We start from the raw sequence: 20,334 nt of genomic DNA, 5'->3' as shown, positions 1-20,334 counted from the left end.
CGGGGTGTCCCGGTGGGTCGGGCGTTCGTCACGAACCGCTCAGGAAGGCCCCATGTCCCCCACCACGCTCCGTCCCGGCGCCCGCGCGCTCGGGGCCCTGCTGCTCTCCGCAGCGCTCGTCGGCGCGCCCGCCGTGGCGCACGCCGACGACGCGTCGCCCTCCCCGTCCGCCACCGCCACGAGCTCGCCGTCGGCGACCACGACGCCGGACGCCTCCGCGTCGCCGAGTCCCTCGGAGACCGCCGAGCCGAGCCCCTCGGCCACCGCGACCGCCGAGCCGAGCCCGTCGGCCACGACGCCCGCCTCGCCGAAGCCCTCGGCCTCCCCCACCGACGAGGCCCCGACCGGTCTCGTCCCCGGTGGAGACGCCCGCCGCTACGGCGTCGCGGCCGCTCAGGGTCCCGCCACCTCCACGAACCCCGTGCTCGTCGGCGCCAACTACCTCGAGGAGCAGCTGCGCGACGGCGGGCACCACTTCTCCGTCGACGTGGCCGGGACGCTGTACGCCGACTACGGCGTGACCGCCGACGCGGTGCTCGCCCTCGCGGCCGCCGGCACCGGCCAGGACGAGGCGACCCTGGCGACCCAGTACCTCGCCGACAACGTCAAGAACTACGCCAGCTACGACGACGGCGACCCGGCGACCGTCGACGACGTCTACGCCGGCTCGGTCGCCAAGCTGCTCAACGTCGCGGTCGCCCAGGGCGTCGACCCGACCGCCTTCGGCGGCTGGGACCTCGTCGACACGCTCGAGGGCCTGGAGAACGCCCAGGGCCGCTTCGCCGACCAGTCGCCGTGGGGTGACTACTCGAACGTCTTCGGGCAGTCCTTCGCGCTGATCGGCCTGCACCGTGCGGGCGCCACCGTCAGCGCCGACGCGCGCGCCTACCTTCTCGCGCAGCAGTGCCCGGGTGGCGGGTTCGCCCTCTACATGACCGACGCCGGGTGCACCGACGCCGCGAACGCCGACCCCGACGCGACGGCGATGGCCGTCCAGGCCCTCGTGGCGGTCGGTGGCGCGTCCTCGGCCGTGTCCGACGCCCTGGACTACCTCGCCGGGCGCCAGAACGCCGACGGCGCCGTCGGCGGTGCCGGCCCGACCGCCGCGGTCAACGCCAACAGCACCGGGCTCGCCGGCCAGGCCTTCCTCGCCGGGGGCCGCTCCGCGCAGGCCCGTGCCGCCGTCGGCTACCTGACCGGCCTGCAGTACGGCTGCACCTTCCCCACGGCCCTGCGCGGTGGCATCGCCTACGACCAGGCCGCCTACGACGCGCAGCGCACCGCGGGCCAGGACGCCACCCCGGGCGACCAGGACCGCCGCTCCACCTCGCAGGCGCTCCTCGCCCTCGCCGGCACCCCGCTCGGCTCGGTGACCGCCCGCGGCGCGGACGCCGAGGCCCCGGACCTCGCCTGTGCGTCGGCCTCGCCGACGGCCAGCCCGTCCGGGTCCGCCACCTCCACCTCCGCCCCGACCTCGACGGGTGGCTCGACGAGCGACCCGACAGGCACCGCGGGCTCCGGTGGCGGTTCGACCACCGACCCGGTCGCGGCGGGGCCGACCGGGTCGCTGGCCCAGACCGGGTCCGAGCCGCTCGTCCCGGTGCTCGTCGGGCTCGTCCTGCTCGTCCTCGGCGGCGTCGCCGTCGCCCTCTCGCGCGGCCGTCGGGGGGCGCACGCCTGATGCGTCGCCTCCTCAGCCGCCTCCTCGCGGTCACCGCCGCGGCGTCCCTGGCCACCGCCGGGGTCGTCGCGGCGGCGGCCCCGGCGTCGGCCGCCGCGTGCTCCGGCACGACCGGTGTCACCGTCGTCGTCGACTTCGGCTCCTCGACGGCGGTCCGCTGCGCTCCGGGTGACCCGACGAGCGGCCTCGACGCCCTCGCCAAGGCCGGCTTCTCGGTGACCCAGGTCCAGCGGCAGCCGGGCTTCGTCTGTCGGATCGACGGCGCACCGAGCTCGGCCGGGTGCGTCAACACCCCGCCCGCCTCGGCGTACTGGGCGTACTTCCACGCCTCGCGCGGGGGCTCGTGGAGCTACAGCAGCCTCGGCGCGGGCTCCTACGACCCGAAGCCGGGCAGCGTCGAGGGCTGGAAGTTCGGCTCCGGCCGCGCCCCAGGCACGGCCCCGCCCGCGAAGACGGCGACGTCGACCCCGAAGCCGACCTCCACGCCGAAGAAGACCAGCAAGCCCACCTCCACCCCGCGGAAGACCACGAGCGCGCCGCGCACGACGTCGGGCTCGTCGGCGACCTCGGGCTCCTCGACCACCGAGGGCGCGTCCCCGTCGGCGTCGTCCTCGACGGCCAAGAAGCCCTCGGCGACGAAGGCCCCCTCGGTGTCGGCGACCCCCACCGGCGCACCGACGACGTCGGCCTCCCCCTCGGCGACCGCGGCCGCGACCCCCGGCAGCGACCCGTCCGACGCCCCGAGCCTCGCCGCGGCGCCGACCAGCGCCGAGGCCTCCGACGGCGGCGGCCTCGGCACGCTCGCCGTGGGCGCGGCGCTCGTCCTGCTCGTCGGCGGCGGCGCCGTGTGGGTCTCGCGCCGTCGCGCGTCCTGAGCCGGCTGGGATGATGCCACGGTGACCCGATCGCTCCCCCGCGCCGTCCACCCGGGCGCCTGGTGGGGATGGGCGATCGGGCTCGCCGTGGCCGTCAGCGCGGTGACCAACCCGCTGCTGCTGCTCCTCGCGCTCGCCGTCGCGGCCCTCGTCGTCTCGGCCCGCCGTGGGTCCTCGCCGTGGGCCCGGGCCTTCCGGCTCTACCTGTGGCTCGGGCTGGCGATCATCGTCGTGCGCGTGGTCCTCCACGTCGCCGTGGGGCTGAAGTTCGGCACCCTCCGCGTGCTCCCGCTGCCCGAGGCGACGCTGCCGTCGTGGGCGGCGGGCATCCAGGTCGGCGGCGACGTCTACCTCGAGGGGCTGCTCGGCGCCGCGACGCTGGGCCTGCGGCTCGCCGTCATCATCGCGTGCATCGGGGCGGCCAACGCCCTCGCCAACCCCAAGCGCCTGCTGCGCAGCCTGCCCACCGCGCTGCACGAGGTCGGCGCCGCGGTCGTCGTGTCGGTCTCCGTCGCACCGCAGCTCGCGGAGTCGGTGCAGCGGGTACGGCGCGCCCGCGACCTGCGCGGCGAGACGCGCACGGGCATCCGGGCCGTCCCCGCCATCGCCCTGCCGGTGCTCGAGGACACCCTCGAGCGATCCCTGCTGCTGGCCGCCGCGATGGACTCGCGCGGCTACGGCCGCAGCGGCACCGCCGCCCCACGGCAGCGCCTCGTGACGGGAGCGGTCACCCTCCTCGGGCTGCTGCTCACCGCCGTCGGCCTCTACGGCGTCCTCGACGCCTCGACCCCGACGCTCATGGGCACCCCGTCGCTCGTCGTCGGCCTCGGTCTCGCGCTGACCGGCCTCTGGCTCGGCGGCCGCCACGTGCGCACCACCACCTACCGACCCGACACCTGGGGCGGCCCCGAGTGGCTGACCGTCGCCTGCGGCGTCGTGCCTGCCGCCGTGCTCACGGTCGTCGGCCGCACCACCCCGGACGCCCTGGCCATGCCGCTCGAGCCGCTGGGCGTCCCCGCGCTCCCCCTGCTCGCCGTCGTCGGGCTGCTCGTCGCCGCCCTCCCGGCGTTCCTCACCCCCGAGCCGCCGCGCCCGCCGTCGCGCGTGCCGGAGCGCGGTGCCCGGGAGGTGGCCGGTGTCTGACCAGGCGATCGTCCTCGAGTCGGTCTCGGTGACCCCCGCCGGCGCCGACGCCCCCGTTCTGCGCGACGTCGACCTCGTCGTCGAGGAGGGCGAGCTCGCGCTCGTCGTCGGGCGGACCGGCTCGGGCAAGTCGACCCTGCTCGGCGCGATGTGCGGGCGCGTGCCGCACTTCACCGGCGGCACCCTGCGCGGGCGCGTGCTGCTCCACGGCCGCGACACCCGCGAGCACCGACCGCGCGACCTCGCCGACCTCGTCGGGGTCGTCGGCCAGGACCCGCTCGCCGGCTTCGTCACCGACACCGTCGAGGAGGAGCTCGCCTACGGCATGGAGCAGCTCGGCCTCTCGGCGACGACGATGCGCAAGCGCGTCGAGGAGACGCTCGACGTCCTCGGCATCCCCGAGCTGCGCGGCGCGAACCTGCGCGAGCTCTCCGGCGGGCAGCAGCAGCGGGTCGCCATCGGCTCGGTGCTGACCGCCCACCCGCGCGTCATCCTCCTCGACGAGCCGACCTCGGCCCTCGACCCCACCGGCGCCGAGGAGGTGCTCGCGACGATCACCCGGCTCGTCCACGACCTCGCGGTCACGGTCGTCGTCGCCGAGCACCGGGTCGAGCGGGTGCTCCACTACGCCGACCGCGTGCTGCACGTCGGCGCCGGCGGGGTCGTGCGCGACGGCGAGCCGGCCGAGGTCATGCGGTGGAGCGACATCGCCTCGCCCGTCGTCGAGCTCGGCCGCTGGGCCGGATGGCGCCCGCTGCCCCTGTCGGTGCGCGACGCCCGGCGGGCCTCCCGGGGCCTGCGGGCGGAACTGGCCGACGCGCCGGACCCTGCGGTCGAGGAACGCCCGGGCGGGGCCCCCGTCCTGCGCGCCGCCGGAGTCGTCGTGCGCCACCCGGGCGACGTCATCGCCGTCGCCGGGGTCGACCTCGGCCTGGCCGCGGGCGAGGTCACCGCCCTCATGGGGCGCAACGGCTCGGGCAAGTCGAGCCTGCTGTGGGCCCTGCAGGGCTCGACGCGGCCGACGTCGGGCCGGGTCGAGGTGGCCCGTCCCTCGGGCGCCCCCGTCGAGCCGTCCGAGCTCTCGCCGGCCCGCCGGCGGGCCGTCGTCGGGCTCGTGCCGCAGACCGCGACGGACCTGCTCTACCTCGACACCGTCGGCGGGGAGTGCACGCAGGCCGACCGTGAGAGCTCCGTCCCCGCGGGGACGTGCGCCGGGCTCCTTGCCCGGCTGGCCCCGGGCATCCCGGCCGACCGGCACCCGCGCGACCTCTCCGAGGGGCAGAAGCTCGCCCTCGTGCTCGCCGTGCAGCTGACGGCCGACCCGCCCGTGCTGCTCCTCGACGAGCCGACGCGCGGCCTCGACCCCACCGCGAAGGCCGCCCTGACGACCACCCTGCGCGACCTCGTCGCCCGCGGCCGGGCCGTCGTCGTCGCGACCCACGACGTCGAGTTCGTCGCCGAGGTCGCCGACCGGGTCGTCGTCATGGCCGCCGGCGAGGTCGTCGCCGACGGCCCGACCGCCGAGGTCGTCGTCTCCTCCCCCGCGTTCGCGCCGCAGGTCGCCAAGGTCCTGCGCCCGGGTCCGTGGCTGACCGTCGACGCCGTCCGGACCGCGCTCCCGGCGGGTGCCCGGTGAGCGCGGCCGACGCCCGCCCCGGGCGCGCCATCCGGATGCGGCCGCGCTCGACCGTGGCGGTCGCGCTCGTCAGCCTCGCCGGCCTCGTCGCGTTCGGCTGGCCGCTGCTCGTCGACCCGTCCTCGGGCCTGGCCCACTCGGCCGACGCACCGCTCGTCTTCGCCCTCGTCCTGCCGCTGCTGCTCGCGGTCGTCCTCGCCGAGATCGCCGAGGGCGGGATGGACGTCAAGGCGGTGGCGATGCTCGGGGTGCTCTCGGCCGTCGGCGCCGCCCTGCGTCCGCTCGGTGCCGGCACCGCCGGGCTCGAGACCGTCTTCTTCCTGCTCGTCCTCGGCGGGCGCGTCTTCGGCGCCGGGTTCGGGTTCGTCCAGGGCGCGGTCACGCTCTTCGCGTCGGCCCTCATCACCGGCGGCGTCGGCCCGTGGCTGCCCTTCCAGATGCTCGGCGCCGCGTGGGTCGGGATGGGCGCCGGCCTCCTGCCGCGGGTGCGCGGCAAGGCCGAGGTGGCCCTGCTCGCGGGCTACGGCGCGCTCGCCGGCCTCGCGTACGGGTTCCTGCTCAACCTGTCGTTCTGGCCGTTCTCGACCGGCATGGGTGGCGGGCTGTCGTTCGTCGCGGGGGCGCCCCTGTTGGAGAACCTCCACCGGTTCGTCGTCTTCAGCCTCGCGACGAGCCTCGGCTGGGACCTCGGGCGCGCACTGACCAACGTCGTCCTCGTCTCGGTCACCGCCCGGCCGGTGCTCGGGGCGCTGCGCCGGGCCGCCCGGCGGGCCGCGTTCGAGGCGCCCGTGGCGTTCGAGGAGGCGGGCGACGCCGACGCCCCGGCGAGCCCCCGGTCGCGGTCGCCGGGAGAGTTGGCACAATCGCCTCCATGAACCCCCTCGAGCTCGACCGCGACCCCGCCTGGCTGAGCCGCGAGGAGCTCGACTCGGCGCGCGAGAAGCTGCCGATCCTCTACGTCGACGCCGTGCCGGTGCGGGTCGACGACCGCGGCGAGGTCACCGCCCTCGGTGTGCTGCTGCGCCTCGACGACGAGGGCCGCGTCTGCCGCGAGCTCGTCTCGGGCCGTGTCCTGCACCACGAGCGCATCCGCGACGCGCTGCTGCGCCACATCGAGAAGGACCTCGGCCCGGTGGCCCTGCCGCGCATCCCGGTGGCTCCCCAGCCGTTCACGGTGGCCGAGTACTTCCCGACGCCCGGGGTCACGCCCTTCCACGACCCGCGCCAGCACGCGGTGTCGCTCGCGTTCGTCGTGCCCGTGGCCGGTGACTGCGCCCCGCAGAACGACGCGCTCGACCTCACGTGGCTGACCCCGGCCCAGGCGCTCGACCCGGGTGTGCAGGCCGAGATGGACCGCGGCCACGGCGTCCTCCTGCGGCAGGCGCTCGCCCACCTCGGCCACTCCGTCTGACCCGCTGGGTCACACCCGCGGCGCGGTTGCTCCGGCGGGACGGGGATGTATCCGCGTCCCTGTGGAGGTTCCGCGTCGTCACCGTGACGGCGCGGATGCTCGGGCGCGGGATTCCGGTCCTTCGCCATCGGTCTTCCCCTCCTGCCCGGCGCGGTCCACACTGGGCCCATGACCCGGCTTGGGACGGAGACGGCGCTCGCCGTCGGGGCGCTGCCGCGGCCGGTCCGCCTGGCCGTGGCCGGCGCCGTCGGCCTCGGACTGCTGGGCGCCGCGGTGGGCCTGGTCCTGGGGCTGCTGGCCTACCCGCCGACCGCCTGGTTCGCCGTCCTCGAGGTGGGGGCGCCCTCGACGGTGCTCGGTCTCGTCGTCGGCCTGCTCGCAGGGCTGGTCACGCGCGCCCCGACCGGCACCGGCTGACGTCCCGGACACTCGCACACGCAGGACCTCCCGCGCCGCCGGTAAACATCCGGGAGCCGCGGAACCTCCTGCGTGACGACCGGTCGGTGCGCGACGGGTCGGTGGGATCTTGACCGACGCGCCCGGCTGCGCCCACAGTGGTCGTCGTGCCGCAGTTCTCCGGGCTCAACCACGTGTCGCTGAGCGTCACCGACCTCGACGTGAGCGAGCGTTTCTACACGCAGGTGCTGGGGCTGCGTCGAATCCTCGACACCGGCTACGCGCGCATCCTCATCGACCAGCGCACCGGTTTCGTCCTCGCTCTGGTGCGTCACCCCGAGAGCACCCGGGCGCGGTTCAGCGAGCTGGTGACCGGGTTGGACCACCTCGGGCTCGCCGCGGCCGACCGCGACGAGCTCGTCGAGTGGCAGGCCAGGCTCGAGGCGGCGGGCGTGCCGCACAGCCCGATCCAGGACATGCCGCTCGGGTACCACCTGAACTTCCGGGACCCGGACGGCATCGCCCTCGAGCTCCAGGCCCCGACCGCGGAGTACGCCGCGGTCCTCGCCGACGTCGCGACGCGCGAGGTCACCGACGACGAGGTGGCCGCCCTGGCGGCCCGCCTGCTCGGCACCGGCTGACGCGCAGGACCTTCCGCGACGCCGGGAATCATCCGGGAGCCGCGGGACCTTCTGCGCGCAGCCGGGGTCAGCCGGTGAACTTGTCGCGGGTGCGGCGCATGTCCTGCTCGTCGGCCTCGTGCGAGGCCTCGAGCGTCGGCGCCGTGCCGCCGAGGCGCGCCGGCAGGTAGACGAGCTCGTCGCCGGTCAGCGCCGGATAGGCCGCCTGCTGCACGTCGAGCTGCGCCTGCATCGCCGCCTTGACCCGCGCGGTCGCCGCGGTGACGTCCTCACGGCGCTCGAGGACGATCGGCTCCCCCACCGCGATGTGCACGGGGATGTTGGCCCGGCCCATCCGCTTGGGGTGGTCCTTGGTCCAGACCCGGTGCCCGCCCCAGATCGTCGTCGGCAGGACCGGCACGCCGGCGACCTGCGCCATCTTCACCGCGCCCGGCTTGAACTCCTTGAGCTCGAAGGAACGCGACATCGTCGCCTCGGGGAAGACGCCGACGATCTCGCCGGCCTTGAGCGCGGCGACGGCGAGCCGGAACGCCTCGCCGCCCTTGTGCCGGTCGACGGGGATGTGGTGCATCCCGCGCATGAGCGGCCCCGCGACACCGTGGACGAAGATCGACTTCTTGGCCATGAACCGCACGTAGCGGCGGTGGGGCCACGCCGGCAGGCCGGCGTACATGAAGTCGAGGTAGGACGTGTGGTTGATCGCCATGACGGCGCCACCGGTGCGTGGCACGTTCTCCTCACCGGTGATGGTGAAGCGGGTGCCCTGGAGAAAGAACAGGGTCTTGGCCGCGTGGATGACGGGGCGGTACACGGGCTCCATGCGGGCAGCCTAGGTCAGCGGTGACGAGGAGGCTGCCACGCGGTCTGGAACACCTGGTCGCCGAGGTCCCGCGAGACGATGCGCGCGCGGCCGGGCGGCTGCGGCGACGCCTTGACGCGGCCGATGAGCATCCCCTCGTCCGGGCTGCCCGAGAGCAGGATCCCGGGGCTGCCGAGGTCGCGGATGCTCTGGAGCACCGGCTCGAAGAGCGCCCGCGAGGCGCCACCGCTGCGCCGGGTGACGACGAGGTGAAGACCCACGTCACCGGCCTGCGCGAGCAGGGGCACGAGCGGCCGCAGCGGCGAGCCGGACGAGGTGACGACGAGGTCGTAGTCGTCGACGAGGAAGTAGACCTCGGCGCCGCTCCACCACGAGCGAGCCCGCAGCTGCTCGGGGGTCACGTCCGGGCCGGGCAGGCGGGTGCGGAGGAACTCCGTGATGCCCTCGACCGCCCCGACGGTCTGCTCCTCGGTCGTCAGGTACTCGCCGACGTGCGCCTCGGGCAGCTCGCCGAGCAAGCCACGCCGGTAGTCGACGACGAAGAGCTTCGCCTCGTCCGGGGTGTGCAGGCGCGCGACCTCGTGGGCCACGGTGCGCAGGAACGCCGTCTTGCCGCTGTCGCCGTCCCCGAGGAGGTAGAGGTGCGGCTCCTCGGCGAGGTCGAGGCCGATCGGGGCGAGGTTGGCCTCGTCGACACCGAGCAGCAGCCGGCGGTCGTCGGGGCCGGCGAGCTCGCGGACGGCGTCGAGCGTGATCTCCTCGGGCAGCAGGCGCAGCTTGGGGCCGCGCGGGCCCTGCCAGGCCGCGTTGACGCGCGTGACGAGGTCCTCGACGCCGTCGCCGAGGTCGTCGACACTGCCGCGGTCGTCGATCCGCGGGATGCCGCCGAGGAAGTGGTGCTTGGTCATCGTCAGGCCGCGGCCGGGGCGCCCCTTGGGGACGTTGGCGGCGACGCGCCGGTCGACCTCGGAGTCGGTCGGGTCGCCGAGGCGCAGCTCGACCCGGGTGCCGAGGACGTCGCGGATCTGGTTGCGGAAGTCCATCCAGCGCGAGGTCGTGAGGACGACGTGGACGCCGAAGGTCAGGCCGCGGCCGGCGAGCTCGGTGATCTGCCCCTCGAGCTCGTCGAACTCGGCGCGCACGGTGGGCCAGCCGTCGACGACGAGGAAGACGTCGCCGTAGCCGTCGTCGACCCGGCCCTCGGCCCGGCGCCGGCGGTAGGTCTCGATCGAGTCGATGCCGTTGGCGCGGAAGTAGGCCTCGCGGGCGTCGACGATCCCCCGGATCTCGGCGACGAGCCGGCGGACGACCTCGGGCTCGCTGCGGTTGGCCACGCCCGCGACGTGGGGGAGCTTGGCCATCGGCGTGAACGTGCCGCCGCCGAAGTCGAGGACGTAGACCTGGCTCTCGAGCGGGGTCGTCGTCAGGGCGATGGCCGTGACGAGCGTGCGGGCGAACGTCGAGCGGCCGGAGCGCGGTCCGCCGACGACGGCGACGTGGCCGCCGGCCCCGCCGAGGCGCAGGACGAACAGCTCGCGGCGCTGCTCGAGCGGCCGGTCGACGATGCCGACGGGCAGGACGTAGTCGCCGCGCGCCCGCCACGACGGGCTCGTGAGCCCGAGCGCCGCGTCCTCGCGCAGGTCGCCGAAGAGCTGGTCCATCGAGTTCGGGACGTCGAGCGGCGGCAGCCACACCTGGTGGGCGGGGCGGCCGTGGCCCTTCATCCGCGAGACGGCGATGTCGAAGACCGCGCGCTCCTCGGCGGCCTCCTGGGGCGCCGGGGCCGCGGGCTCGACCGGTGCGCGCCGTCCGGCCGCGACCGGGGCGAGGGTGTACGGGAGGATCTCGGACGGGCCGCCACCGCCGGGCTCGCTCGCGGCGCGGCGCCGGCGGCCCTTCGGCGGGCCGGAGACGTACGCGGCCTTGAACTTCGTCAGGGTCGTCTGGTCCGGCTTGAGGTAGCCAAGCCCGGGGACCGGCGGCAGCTCGTAGGCGTCGGGCACGCCGATGACGGTGCGGGACTCGCCGGCCGAGAAGGTGCGCAGGCCGATCCGGTAGGACAGGTGGGACTCAAGCCCGCGCAGGCGGCCCTCCTCGAGGCGCTGCGACGAGAGCAGCAGGTGCATCGAGAGCGAGCGGCCGAGGCGGCCGATGGCGACGAAGAGGTCGGCGAACTCGGGCTTGGCGGCGAGCAGCTCGGAGAACTCGTCGGCGACGATGAGCAACGCCGGCAGCGGCTCGAGGTCGGCGCCGCCGGCCCGGGCGCGCTCGTAGTCGGTGACGTTGGCGAAGTTGCCGGCCGAGCGCAGGAGCTCCTGGCGGCGGGTCATCTCACCCTGGAGCGCGTCCTGCATGCGCTCGACGAGCGTGAGCTCCTGCCCGAGGTTGGTGATGACGGCCGAGACGTGCGGCATGTCGGCCATCCCGGCGAACGTCGCACCACCCTTGAAGTCGACGAGGACGAAGTTGAGCGACTCCGGCGAGTGCGTCATCGCGAGCGCGAGCACGAGGGTGCGCAGCAGCTCGGACTTGCCGGAGCCGGTGGCGCCGATGACGAGGCCGTGGGGGCCCATGCCCTGCTGCGCCGACTCCTTGATGTCGAGCGCGACGGGAAGGCCCTTCTCGTCGACGCCGATCGGGACGCGGAGGCGGTCGCGCTGGAGTCGCGCGCGCCACGCGGTGTCGACGTCGAAGTCGCGGACGTCGCCGGTGCCGAGGAGGTCGACGAGCTCGGTGGAGGCGCTCAGGGCGTCGCGCGCCTCGGGCTCGTCGGCGGTGTACCGCGGCGCGAGGCGGCGGGCGGCGGCCTCGGCGCGCGTGGTCGAGAGCTGGTCGGCGACCCCGTGGGCCACCCCGCGGGCGAGGCTGATGACCTCGAGCGGTGCGGTGCCGGCGCGCGGGCCGCTCGTCGTGCGCGGACCGACGGCGAGGCGCAGCGTCGTCCCCGAGTCGAGCTCGCCCCACTGCTCCGGCAGGTCGAGGACGGTGACCCCGAGGACGCCGTCCGGCGTGACGACCGGGTTGCCCGGCGGCACGTGCCCGCCGTCGACGACGAGCAGGACGTGCGGCAGCGCGCCGCGCTCGCTCGGGCCGAAGCGCGGACGCTCGACGATCTCCTGGGGCAGGAGCGGCAGGAGGTCGTGCACCGACTCGCCGACGAGCCGCACCGGCCCGACCGCGTCGTGCTCGCGGGGGCTGAGGGCGTGCGGCAGCCACTTGAGCCACTCCCACTCGGCGCGCGCCTCGCGCGAGACGAGGGCGGCGACGACGAGGTCCTCGGGGGCGTGCTGCATCGCGGCCTGGAGGACGAGCGAGCGGGCCAGCGAGCGCGCGGGGTCGGCGTCGCCCGTCACCTCGACGTGAGGCCACGCCCGCAGCGCCGCCGAGGCCGGCAGGCCGGGCTGGACGCGGTGGGTCGAGAGGAGGCGGTGCAGCGCCGAGGCGGCGACGGGGTCGAGCTGGGCCAGCGGCGGGGTCTCCGGCGGCTCGAGCTCGAGGCAGAGCGGCTGCGACGTCGTGCCCATCCGCACCTGGAGGAAGTCGACGTCGGAGACCTGCCGCTCCCAGACGCGCGTGCCCTCCGCGGCGATGACGGGGAGCGCCGCGGGGTCCGGGTAGTCCCACAGGGCCGCCTCGCGCTGGCGGGCGGCGGCGTCGCGGATGGTGCCGCGGACCTCCTGCAGGTAGGCGAGGTACTCGCGGCGCGCGGCGAGGACGCCGGCGGCGTGCTGCTGGCGCTGCCGCAGGCCGCTCGCGAGGACGAACCCGACGCTGGCGACGAGGAACATCCCGGCGGTCAGCCAGGCGCGGGCGCCGTTCTGCGACAGGGCCACGAAGCCGATGGAGCCGAGCGAGCCGAGCATCGGCACCGCCTGCATCAGCAGGCCGCTCGCGCCCTCGGACGGGGTGATCTCGGGAGGGGGCTGGAGCACGAGACGTCCCGTGGGGACCTCCGGTGCCTTCTCTCGCGTGCCGCTGCGTGCGGGCACCGACATCCTGCTTCCCCTCCCGGTGGTGCTTCTGGCGCTCGGCCTACCGTACCCGTGGATACTGTTCCCCGCGGGGAGTGGCCCGAGGTGGGCCGGATCGAGTGCGGGAGAACGACGGGAGGGCCCGGTGGACGGGACGACGCAGCAGCTGACGCTCGTCGCGGACGAGCGCAGCTACGACCTCGTCGTCCCGGTCGGCACCCGTGTCAGCGAGGTCCTCTCGGTCCTCGGCATCTCCTCCAGCGCCACGCCGAGCTCGGTCGCGACCGCCGCCGGCCACGTCCTCGGGCCCCAGGACCGGATCTCCGGCGACCTGCCCGCCGGCGCCGTCCTCACCGTCGTCCGGACGACCACCCACGCCGTGCACCGGGGGGTCGTCAGCCTCGACCGGTCCTCCGCCGCCCCCGGCGCCCGCCCGTCGGCCCCGGCGTGGGCCGGTGGGTCGCGCTCGCCGTCGGTCGCGACCGCCGACCCCGGGCTCTCGCTCGTCGACGACGCCACCCAGCGCCGCGACGCCGTCGACGACGTCGACGCCACGGTCAGCCGCTCCGCGCTGCACCACCCGCGGCGCCGTCGTCGCGGGCCCGCCCGACGCGCCGCGCGACGCGCCTCGGACCTCGGGCCGGTGCTCGTCGCGGCCAGCGCCGTCGTCGCGCTCGTCGCCGCGGCGCTCGCCCTCGCCGCACCGGCCGGCACGACCGACCAGGTCCTCGACGCCGCCGCCGTCCGCTGGGCGGCGAGCGGGGTGCTGCTCGCCGCCGCCGTGGCCGCCGTCCTCCTCACCCCCCGGCACCGCAGCGGTGCCGCCCTGGTCCGGCTCGTCGGCGCCCCCTCGCTCGCGGGTGCCGCGGGTCTCCTCGTCCCGCTCGCGTCCACGCCGTCGCGGGTCGCGGTCGCGGTGGTGCTGGCGGCCGCGCTCGGGGCCGTGGTGCTCGCGCTCGCGTCGTCCGACGGCTCGCCCGCCGACCGGGCCGAGCGGACGGCCCTGGCCTGCCTCGGCGGGCTCGCCGCCCTCGTCGCCGGCACGGTGCTCGCCGAGCAGCCGGTGACCGTGGCCGCCGCCCTCGTCGTGGGCCTCGCTCCGGTCGTCGTCCGCGCGCTGCCGAGCGCCAGCCTCGACGTCGACCAGACCCAGCTCGTCGACACCGACCGCCTCTCGACGACCGTGTGGTCGGTGCGCGAGCGGCACGCCGCGCGCCGCCGCCGCGTCACCGCCACCGACGTCCGCGACCGCGTCGCGCAGGCCCGCTCGGTGGTCTCGGTCGGCACGACCTACCTCGGCGTCCTCGCCGTCGTCGCCGGATGGGTCGTCGCGCTCACCCAGCCGCTGTCGACGCTCGCGCCGTGGTCGCGCTGGGCGCTCCTCCTCGCCTCGGCCGCCGCGCTGGGGTACCAGGCGCGCCACGTCCGCGACCGGCTGGCGCGCGCCGCGATGCTCGCCACCGCGGCGTCCCTCACCCTCTCGACCTCGGTCGCCGTCGTCGACTGGGACGGCGGCTGGCGCTGGGGCGTGGTCGCCGGGGCGGTCGTCCTCGGGGTGGCCGCGGTCCTCGGGGCCGTCGCGCTGTCCGGGGGCTGGGCCTCGACCCGGCTCTCGCGCGGCGCCGACCGGCTCGAGGCGCTCGCGGTCGTCCTCGCGCTGCCGCTCGCCGTCGTGGCCGGTGGCCTCGTCGAGGCGCTGCGCCGGTTCACCTCCGGCTGATCCCCGGCCACGCGAGACCACCCCTGACCTCGCCCCGCCGCCCCGACTTTGCCCGGCCGCCCCGACTTTGCCCGGCCGCCCCGTCACACCACCCCGGCGAGACGGGACGACCCCGGCACGACGGAGCGCCCCTCCCCCGGCACGGGGAAGGGGCGCTCGCGTGACGTGGCCGGGGCGTCAGCGCCAGACGGGCGGAGTCGCGTCGTCCTCGCCCTCGAACCAGGTCTCCTCGTCCTCGTGCGTCAGGTGGTCGACGTCCTGGGCCTGCTCGTCGCGGCCCCGGCGTCCACCGCGCCCCCCGGAGGCGGCTCCGACGGCACCCTTGGCCCCGGCAGCGCGGCCGCCGTTCTCGCCGACCTTCGGGACCCCGTACTTCCCGGTGCTGCGCGACCCGGTGACTTCGGCCGCGCCGCGACCGCCACCGGCGCCCCGGGCACCGCCGCGCGCGGCGGCACCCTGACCACCGGGGGCGACGGTCGTGCGCCCGGCCGCGCCGGCCGTACCGCGACCCGCGGCTCCGCCGGCTCCACGGCCCGCGGCGGAGGTGCTGCCGGCCACCAGGCCGGGGCGGCCGGCCGCGCCGGCGGCACCGAACGCGCCACCACCCATCCGCCCGAGCACGCCCTTGCCGAGCAGCGCGGCGCCACCCATGAGGGCGCCGCCGCCGACCGCACCGGCGCCGCCGAGGCCTCCGGCACCGCCGCCGGATGACCCACCGCCCGGCGCGGTCCCGGCCCAGCCGGTGCTGCCGGCGCCACCGGGCGTGACCGTGCCGGTCGTGCCGCCGTCGAGGTGGACCGGGGTCGGCGTCGGGCTGACCGGGCTGACCGGGGCCGGCGGCTCGACCGGCGGGGTGGTCGTCGGCGGGGTGGTCGTCGGCGGCTGGGGGTTCTCGACGACCGGCTCCTGCACCCAGCCGGTCGGGTGCGACACGTGGTAGACGCCACCGCCCCCACCACCGCCCGAGGGCGCGACGTACGAGCCCCCGCTCGGGCCGCCACCGGACGGGTACCCACCCCCGCCGCCGCCCCCGCCGGAGGACCCCGGGTCGATGGTCACGGAGTCCTGCGCGGCCACGGGCATCTCCCGGGCCGCTCCACGGATGCCGGAGCCGAAGCCGGCGAGCACGGTCGCGGACTGCTGCTCACGCTGCTCGCGCTGCGCGGCGACGGCCGCGTCGAAGCCGGCCTGGTCGAAGACCTTGCCGTCCGGCGCGGGCTGACCGCCCTGGCGCGCCTGGGTGTGCTCGTAGGACGAGCGGTCGACATCGGTCGAGATCGTGCGCACCGTGTTCTGGTACGCCTGCCGCGCCGTGTCCGCCGCGTCCGCGGCCTGGTTCAGTCCCCGCTTGATGCCGGTGATCTCCTCAGCCCGGTCATCGAGCTGGCCGGCGAGCCTCTGGAGCGTGGCGTAGGCCGCGTCGGCGGCCGGGCCCGTCCACGGCCGGTCCGCCCCCTGCAGTTTCGTGATGACCGAGCGCACCTCGGTGGCGAGGTTGCTCACCGTGTCGGCGGTGGTCCCCCAGTCGTCGGCGGTCATCCGCACGAGGACCGTCGAGAATCCGTAGATCCCGTAGAGCTTGCGCTCGTTGGGCCCCGCGTCGGCCGGCAGCGCCGGGTTGCTCGGGCCCTCGTCAGGAATGACCATCAGTGGTTCCTCCCCTCGGCGCTCGCGGCGCCGTCCGTCGTCGTGGTGCTGGTCGTGGTGGCAGAGGTGGTCGGTGTGGGGGACGCCCCCGCGGCCGCACGGCGTCCGCGCAGGACGAGCCCACCTCCGGCGAGGATCAGGAGCACGAGCCCGACGGCGCCGAGGAGCAGCCACGGCGGCCCACCCGGGCCGTCGTCGCGGACGGCCGGGGCCGCCTGGGCCGCCGGCGTGCCGGACGGGGTCGCACTGACGGTCGGGGACGTCGACGGGCTCGCGGAGCCCGTCGAGGTCGACGCCGGCAGGCCCATGGACGTCGCGACCTGCTGCACCGTCGGCTCCTCGTTCTTGCCCGGGCGGACGAACGGGTTGTCCTTCGGCAGCGCCGAGGGGTCGACCTCCACGGCGTCGGCAGGGTCGAAGATGCCCCAGCCGTAGGCGGGGTTGGCGCTGCGTACCGTGGGCAGGTCCGCCCCGCTGCGCCGGAACCAGGTCTCGTAGCCGCTGCCGCTCTTCTTCTCGCGCAGCCCCACGTTGTCCTTGACCGCGTGGAGGATCTGCCCGGCGCTCGCGTCCGGGTGGGCGGACCGCATCGCCGCGATGCCGCCGGCGACGATCGCCGTGGCGATCGACGAGCCCGAGACGACGGTGTCGCTGTGCCAGCCGGAGCCGTCGTAGCTGCCGGCCATGACGTCCTTGCCCGGCGCCGCGAGGGCGAGGGACGCGCTGCCCTTGATGCCGAACTCCGGGATCCGGCCGGCCGAGTCGACGCTCGTCACCGCGAGCACCCCGTTGCCCTCACCGGGCCACATCCCCGACTTCGCGTCGTTGGGGGTGCCGGCGACGACGATCGCGTCGGCCCGGTAGGCCGCGAGGAGGGCGTCGACGATCTCGTCGTCGTAGCGGCCGACGAGGCTGATGCTGATGACGTCGGCGCCGTCCGAGGCGGCTCGCTCGACCGCGCGGGCCATGCCCTCGTCGACGCTGTCCCCGCCGTCGACGGACGGACAGGTCGGCCGGTCCTTCGCGTCACGGTAGAACGCGGCGTAGTGCCGGATCGTCGCGTCGGGCGCGACGCCGCGGATCCCACGACCGCCCGGCCCCGTGCCCTTCCCGGAGCCGGCGATGAGCGCCGCCATGCTCGTGGCGTGCTCGGCGGGCTTGCCCGTGGCCGACGGCGAGCGGAGGGGAGCGTCGTAGCCGTCGCCCCTGCAGAGGCTCCGGCTGGAGTCGACCTTCCCACGGAGCTCGGGGACGTCGGCGTCGATCGGCCCGTCGATGACGGCGACCGTCACACCCTGGCCGGTGCCCCGGCGGTTGAGCTCGTCGACGCCCATCGCCGTGCGCCACCACTCGCCCGGGGACGCGGCCGCCGACAGGCGGTCGGGCGCACCGGCGAGGGTCCCGGCCGTCGCGGACGCGGCCGCGGCACCGCCCGCCGTGGCCACGAGGGCCAGGGCGAGCGCGGTGGCAGGCACGCGGGCTCGACGCATCAGCCGACGTCCATGCCGCTGGAGGGCGGCGGGGTGGACGGCGCGGCGCCACCGCTCGACGGACCGGTCGGGGTGGAGGCCGACGTCCCGCCCGCGCCGGTGTCGACACCGGGGCCCACGGGGTCGGTGGGCGCCGGCGCCTCCTCGGCGATGCGCACCTGGGCCGCGCTCCCCTCGACCGCGGCCTCGTCCCGGGCGGCCCGCTCCGTCTGCTGCGCGGACGCGAAGTCGTCAGGCGTCGCCCAGCGCGCCTGCAGGGTCTGGAAGGCGTCGCCGGAGGCCTCGTCGCGCTCGCGGAGCTCGGCGCCGGCTTGGGCCAGCGCCTGCGCGGCGGCGGTCAGGTCGTCGCGGATGCCCCGCAGCGTCGCCTCGTAGATGTGGGCCGCGGCCGTGTAGACGGTCGCGAAATCCTGCGCCGCCGGGATGTCGCCGAAGGTCGAGCGCGACGCGACGGTGTACTCGACCGTCCGCAGCGCGTCGTGGGTCGAGCTCGTCCAGTCCTGCTCGTAGTCCAGCCCGAGCGTCTGCAGGATGCTCGGGTACTGGATGGGTCCAGCGCCCGGTCCGCCGTCGTCGAGTCGTGGCACGTCGTCTCCTCGGTCCGTTCCGTCACGGGCGCCCCGCGCCCGTGGTCCTCCCCGTCACGCCGCGGTGCCGGTGCCTCCCGAGGAGGCACCGGCACCCGGCGCGTGCACGTCGGGCGCTCAGCCCCACATGTTGGTGTTGCGCAGCTCGCCGGCGAGGTAGTCCTCCTTGGAGGAGATGACCGCCTGGCGGACGTCCATGAGGAGCTGCTTGCACTCCTGGATCTGCTTCTCCCAGTCGGCCTGGGCCTTCGAGTACGCGGCGCGGGCCGAACCGTCCCACTGCTCCACGTACTTGCTGAGGTCGTTCTTCATGTCGCCGAGCCGGCCCTCGATCTGGCCGAGGCCCTTCTGCATGTCGTCGACGAGCGCGTCGATGCCGGCGCCGCCGACCTTGATTCCGTCACCCATGATCGTTCAGTCCCCTTCGTCGGCTCAGCCGTTGCCGAGCATGCTGCTGTACTTGCTGAGGTTCGACGACGCGGCGGCATCGTCGGCGTCGTACTGACGCTGCGTGCCGGTGAGGTTCGCCTCGAACGTGTCGAGCACGTCGACGATGTCCTGCGTCTGCACCTTCCACGCCTCGCTGACGTTCTGGAAGCTGGCAGCGCCCTGCCCCTCCCAGTGCGCCTTGACGGCCTCCATCTGCGTGCGCAGGTCGTTGACCTGCTTGCGGAGGTCCCCCCGCGCAGCCGAGACGATGTCGGCGCTGGCCTTGACGACGCCTGCGCCGGCCCTGAACTGGTCACCCATGCTGTGTCCTTCCCTCGTGCGACGACGATCGTGCCGCAGCCGTTTTCACTGACCCCCTGAAGGGCTGGTGTCCATCGGACGTGGTTCCGGTGCGGCCCCTCGTCCTGCACTCGACCCTACGGTGCCATGCGAAATGGGTCGATGGGGAGAACTCCCCGAACCCCACGCGTCTATGCTCGGGGCGCGTCGGGACCGGCACCGGGCCGGCCGTCGAGGGGAGAGTCGAAACCGTGAGCCAGTCCAGCGCCGCCTCCGCGTCGCTCGTCCGAGTCTCCGTGTCGTCGGGCACCCGCCGCGCGGATCTCGGTGTGCCGGGCGGCATCCCGGTCGTCGAGATCGTCCCCGAGCTCGCGCGCGAGCTCGGGGTCCTCGACCCCGAGCAGGCCACGCACGGCTTCCGGCTCGTCGCGGGCGGCGGGACCCTCCTCGACCCCGACCGCTCGTTCGCGGCCCAGGGGGTGACCGACGGGTCGGTGCTGAGCCTCGAGGTCGTCGACCCCTCGACCGACAAGGTCTACGACGACGTCGTCGAAGCCGTCGCTGACGTCGTCGAGACGCAGTTCGCCCCGTGGACCGCGCGGCACAGCGCCGGCACGGCGGTCGGCGCCTCCGTGGTCCTCTTCCTCTGCGCGGCCTGGGCCCTGTTCACCGCTCGGGACACCGGGCTCCTCGTCGCCGCCGTCGCGCTCGCCGTCGCCCTCCTCCTGGTCGGGTCGGCCGCCGTCCTCCACGCGCGGGCGCAGGCCGGCGGCGCGCTCGCCCTCGCGCTCACCGCCCTCGCGTTCGCGGCGACCTCCGGCAGCGCCGTCGCCCCGGCCGACGCGCTCTGGGGCCGCGGCCTGGTCTGGGTCGGCTCCGCCGTCGCGATCGTGGGGCTCGCCGCGGCCCTCGTCGTGGCCCGGCACCGTCTGGTGCTGGCCGCCGGGGCCGTCGTCGGTCTCGTCGCCACCTCGGTCGGCCTCGCGACCGGGGTGCTCGAGGTCGACGTGACGACGGTGTGCGCCGTCGTCCTCGTGCTCGCGGTCGTCGTCGGCAACGTCCTCCCCTGGGCCGGCCTCTCCTCGAGCCGGCTCAGCTCGCACGCACCCCGCACCGAGGCCGAGATCGAGGCCGACGTGCCCGAGGTCGACCGCGAGCGCGTCCGCGGCCAGGTGGCCCTCGGTCACGAGGTGATGGTCGCCGTCGGGCTGTCGACCGGCGGGGCGGTGCTCCTCGTCACGCCGCAGCTCGTCGCCGACGGGCTGGCCGGGACCGCCCTCGTCCTCGCCGGGTGCGCTGCCACGCTGCTGCGCACGCGGCACGCCCGCACCCGCACCACCGTCGTCATCGCGATGGCCACGGGCATCCTCGGCGTGGCCCTCGCCGCCGTCGTCGCCGCGCTGACGCACCCGACGTGGCGACCGGCCCTCGCGGTGCTCCTCGGGGCGACCGGCGCGGTCGTCGTCGCGCTGGCCGTCCTCGCCCCCCGCACCCGGGTCCGCCTCGGCCGGGTCGCCGACGCCCTCGACGGCGTCGCGCTCGTGTCGCTCCTGCCCCTGGCCGCCGCCACCGTCGGGATCCTCTGAC

General features: G+C 75.8%; 17 protein-coding genes. 10 read left to right on the top strand and 7 right to left on the bottom strand.

The window, feature by feature from the left end; genetic code table 11:
- Positions 1–52: 52 nt before the first annotated feature.
- The 8 genes from LG324_RS09235 (at position 53) to LG324_RS09200 (ending at position 7,783) form a co-directional block, all read left to right on the top strand.
- Entirely contained in the window at positions 53–1,681 is a 1,629-nt protein-coding gene (locus LG324_RS09235; RefSeq protein WP_404353030.1) for a hypothetical protein, read from the top strand.
- A complete protein-coding gene (locus LG324_RS09230; protein ID WP_404353029.1) occupies positions 1,681–2,556 on the top strand; it encodes a hypothetical protein in 876 nt (291 codons plus the stop codon). The genes LG324_RS09235 and LG324_RS09230 overlap by 1 nt, the downstream gene beginning before the upstream one ends.
- Before the next feature lie 21 nt (positions 2,557–2,577).
- A complete protein-coding gene (locus tag LG324_RS09225; RefSeq protein ID WP_404353028.1) occupies positions 2,578–3,699 on the top strand; it encodes an energy-coupling factor transporter transmembrane component T in 1,122 nt (373 codons plus the stop codon).
- A complete protein-coding gene (locus LG324_RS09220; RefSeq protein ID WP_404353027.1) occupies positions 3,692–5,335 on the top strand; it encodes an ABC transporter ATP-binding protein in 1,644 nt (547 codons plus the stop codon). The genes LG324_RS09225 and LG324_RS09220 overlap by 8 nt, the downstream gene beginning before the upstream one ends.
- Positions 5,332–6,210 (top strand): ECF transporter S component, encoded by an 879-nt coding sequence (locus tag LG324_RS09215; RefSeq protein WP_404353026.1) that lies wholly within the window; start codon positions 5,332–5,334, stop codon positions 6,208–6,210. The genes LG324_RS09220 and LG324_RS09215 overlap by 4 nt, the downstream gene beginning before the upstream one ends.
- Positions 6,207–6,746 (top strand): NUDIX hydrolase family protein, encoded by a 540-nt coding sequence (locus LG324_RS09210; protein ID WP_030527400.1) that lies wholly within the window; start codon positions 6,207–6,209, stop codon positions 6,744–6,746. The genes LG324_RS09215 and LG324_RS09210 overlap by 4 nt, the downstream gene beginning before the upstream one ends.
- Before the next feature lie 168 nt (positions 6,747–6,914).
- On the top strand, positions 6,915–7,163 hold the full coding sequence (locus tag LG324_RS09205) for a hypothetical protein (protein ID WP_404353025.1): 249 nt from the start codon (positions 6,915–6,917) through the stop codon (positions 7,161–7,163).
- Positions 7,164–7,309: 146 nt separating this feature from the next.
- Positions 7,310–7,783: a VOC family protein gene (locus tag LG324_RS09200; protein WP_169742043.1), complete on the top strand. Its 474-nt coding sequence runs from the start codon at positions 7,310–7,312 to the stop codon at positions 7,781–7,783.
- Between the two features lie 67 nt (positions 7,784–7,850).
- Here the strand turns inward: LG324_RS09200 and LG324_RS09195 are convergent, their stop codons facing one another.
- A complete protein-coding gene (locus LG324_RS09195) occupies positions 7,851–8,603 on the bottom strand; it encodes a 1-acyl-sn-glycerol-3-phosphate acyltransferase (RefSeq protein WP_030527403.1) in 753 nt (250 codons plus the stop codon).
- A 14-nt stretch (positions 8,604–8,617) separates the two neighbouring features.
- Positions 8,618–12,598 (bottom strand): type VII secretion protein EccCa, encoded by a 3,981-nt coding sequence (gene eccCa / locus LG324_RS09190; RefSeq protein ID WP_404353024.1) that lies wholly within the window; start codon positions 12,596–12,598, stop codon positions 8,618–8,620.
- Between the two features lie 121 nt (positions 12,599–12,719).
- On the opposite strand from eccCa, the gene LG324_RS09185 reads away from it, so the two are divergent.
- A complete protein-coding gene (locus LG324_RS09185) occupies positions 12,720–14,294 on the top strand; it encodes a hypothetical protein (RefSeq protein ID WP_404353023.1) in 1,575 nt (524 codons plus the stop codon).
- 177 nt (positions 14,295–14,471) lie between these two features.
- Here the strand turns inward: LG324_RS09185 and LG324_RS09180 are convergent, their stop codons facing one another.
- The 5 genes from LG324_RS09180 to LG324_RS09160 all read right to left on the bottom strand — a co-directional run bounded on the left by LG324_RS09180 (position 14,472) and on the right by LG324_RS09160 (position 18,768).
- Positions 14,472–15,941 carry a WXG100 family type VII secretion target gene (locus LG324_RS09180; RefSeq protein ID WP_404353022.1) on the bottom strand — a complete coding sequence of 490 codons (1,470 nt, stop codon included), beginning with the start codon at positions 15,939–15,941 and terminating at the stop codon, positions 14,472–14,474.
- Positions 15,941–17,416, bottom strand: a complete 1,476-nt coding sequence (locus LG324_RS09175; RefSeq protein WP_404353021.1) for a S8 family peptidase — start codon at positions 17,414–17,416, stop codon at positions 15,941–15,943. Before LG324_RS09175 ends, LG324_RS09180 begins: the two co-directional genes overlap by 1 nt.
- Before the next feature lie 14 nt (positions 17,417–17,430).
- On the bottom strand, positions 17,431–18,018 hold the full coding sequence (locus LG324_RS09170; RefSeq protein WP_404353020.1) for a hypothetical protein: 588 nt from the start codon (positions 18,016–18,018) through the stop codon (positions 17,431–17,433).
- Between the two features lie 117 nt (positions 18,019–18,135).
- Complete coding sequence (locus LG324_RS09165; RefSeq protein WP_036829365.1) at positions 18,136–18,426, bottom strand: WXG100 family type VII secretion target; 291 nt, start codon at positions 18,424–18,426, stop codon at positions 18,136–18,138.
- A 24-nt stretch (positions 18,427–18,450) separates the two neighbouring features.
- Positions 18,451–18,768: a WXG100 family type VII secretion target gene (locus tag LG324_RS09160; protein ID WP_030527409.1), complete on the bottom strand. Its 318-nt coding sequence runs from the start codon at positions 18,766–18,768 to the stop codon at positions 18,451–18,453.
- Positions 18,769–18,998: 230 nt separating this feature from the next.
- Between LG324_RS09160 and eccD the strand changes: the two genes are divergently transcribed.
- Complete coding sequence (eccD, locus tag LG324_RS09155) at positions 18,999–20,333, top strand: type VII secretion integral membrane protein EccD (protein ID WP_404353019.1); 1,335 nt, start codon at positions 18,999–19,001, stop codon at positions 20,331–20,333.
- Position 20,334 lies beyond the last annotated feature (1 nt).

Source organism: Phycicoccus jejuensis (genome assembly GCF_044797865.1).
Taxonomy (GTDB): Bacteria; Actinomycetota; Actinomycetes; order Actinomycetales; family Dermatophilaceae; genus Phycicoccus; species Phycicoccus jejuensis.
The sequence above is the reverse complement of the archived record's forward strand: the minus strand, read 5'-3'. Positions and strand labels throughout refer to the sequence as shown.

What these genes read in the sequence shown, in the direction of transcription:
- LG324_RS09160 (WP_030527409.1), bottom strand. Translation starts at nt 18,768, where the DNA reads ATGGGTGACCAGTTCAGGGCCGGCGCAGGCGTCGTCAAGGCCAGCGCC.
- LG324_RS09205 (WP_404353025.1), top strand. Translation starts at nt 6,915, where the DNA reads ATGACCCGGCTTGGGACGGAGACGGCGCTCGCCGTCGGGGCGCTGCCG.
- LG324_RS09235 (WP_404353030.1), top strand. Translation starts at nt 53, where the DNA reads ATGTCCCCCACCACGCTCCGTCCCGGCGCCCGCGCGCTCGGGGCCCTG.
- LG324_RS09165 (WP_036829365.1), bottom strand. Translation starts at nt 18,426, where the DNA reads ATGGGTGACGGAATCAAGGTCGGCGGCGCCGGCATCGACGCGCTCGTC.
- eccCa (WP_404353024.1), bottom strand. Translation starts at nt 12,598, where the DNA reads ATGTCGGTGCCCGCACGCAGCGGCACGCGAGAGAAGGCACCGGAGGTC.
- LG324_RS09230 (WP_404353029.1), top strand. Translation starts at nt 1,681, where the DNA reads ATGCGTCGCCTCCTCAGCCGCCTCCTCGCGGTCACCGCCGCGGCGTCC.
- LG324_RS09210 (WP_030527400.1), top strand. Translation starts at nt 6,207, where the DNA reads ATGAACCCCCTCGAGCTCGACCGCGACCCCGCCTGGCTGAGCCGCGAG.
- LG324_RS09180 (WP_404353022.1), bottom strand. Translation starts at nt 15,941, where the DNA reads ATGGTCATTCCTGACGAGGGCCCGAGCAACCCGGCGCTGCCGGCCGAC.
- LG324_RS09195 (WP_030527403.1), bottom strand. Translation starts at nt 8,603, where the DNA reads ATGGAGCCCGTGTACCGCCCCGTCATCCACGCGGCCAAGACCCTGTTC.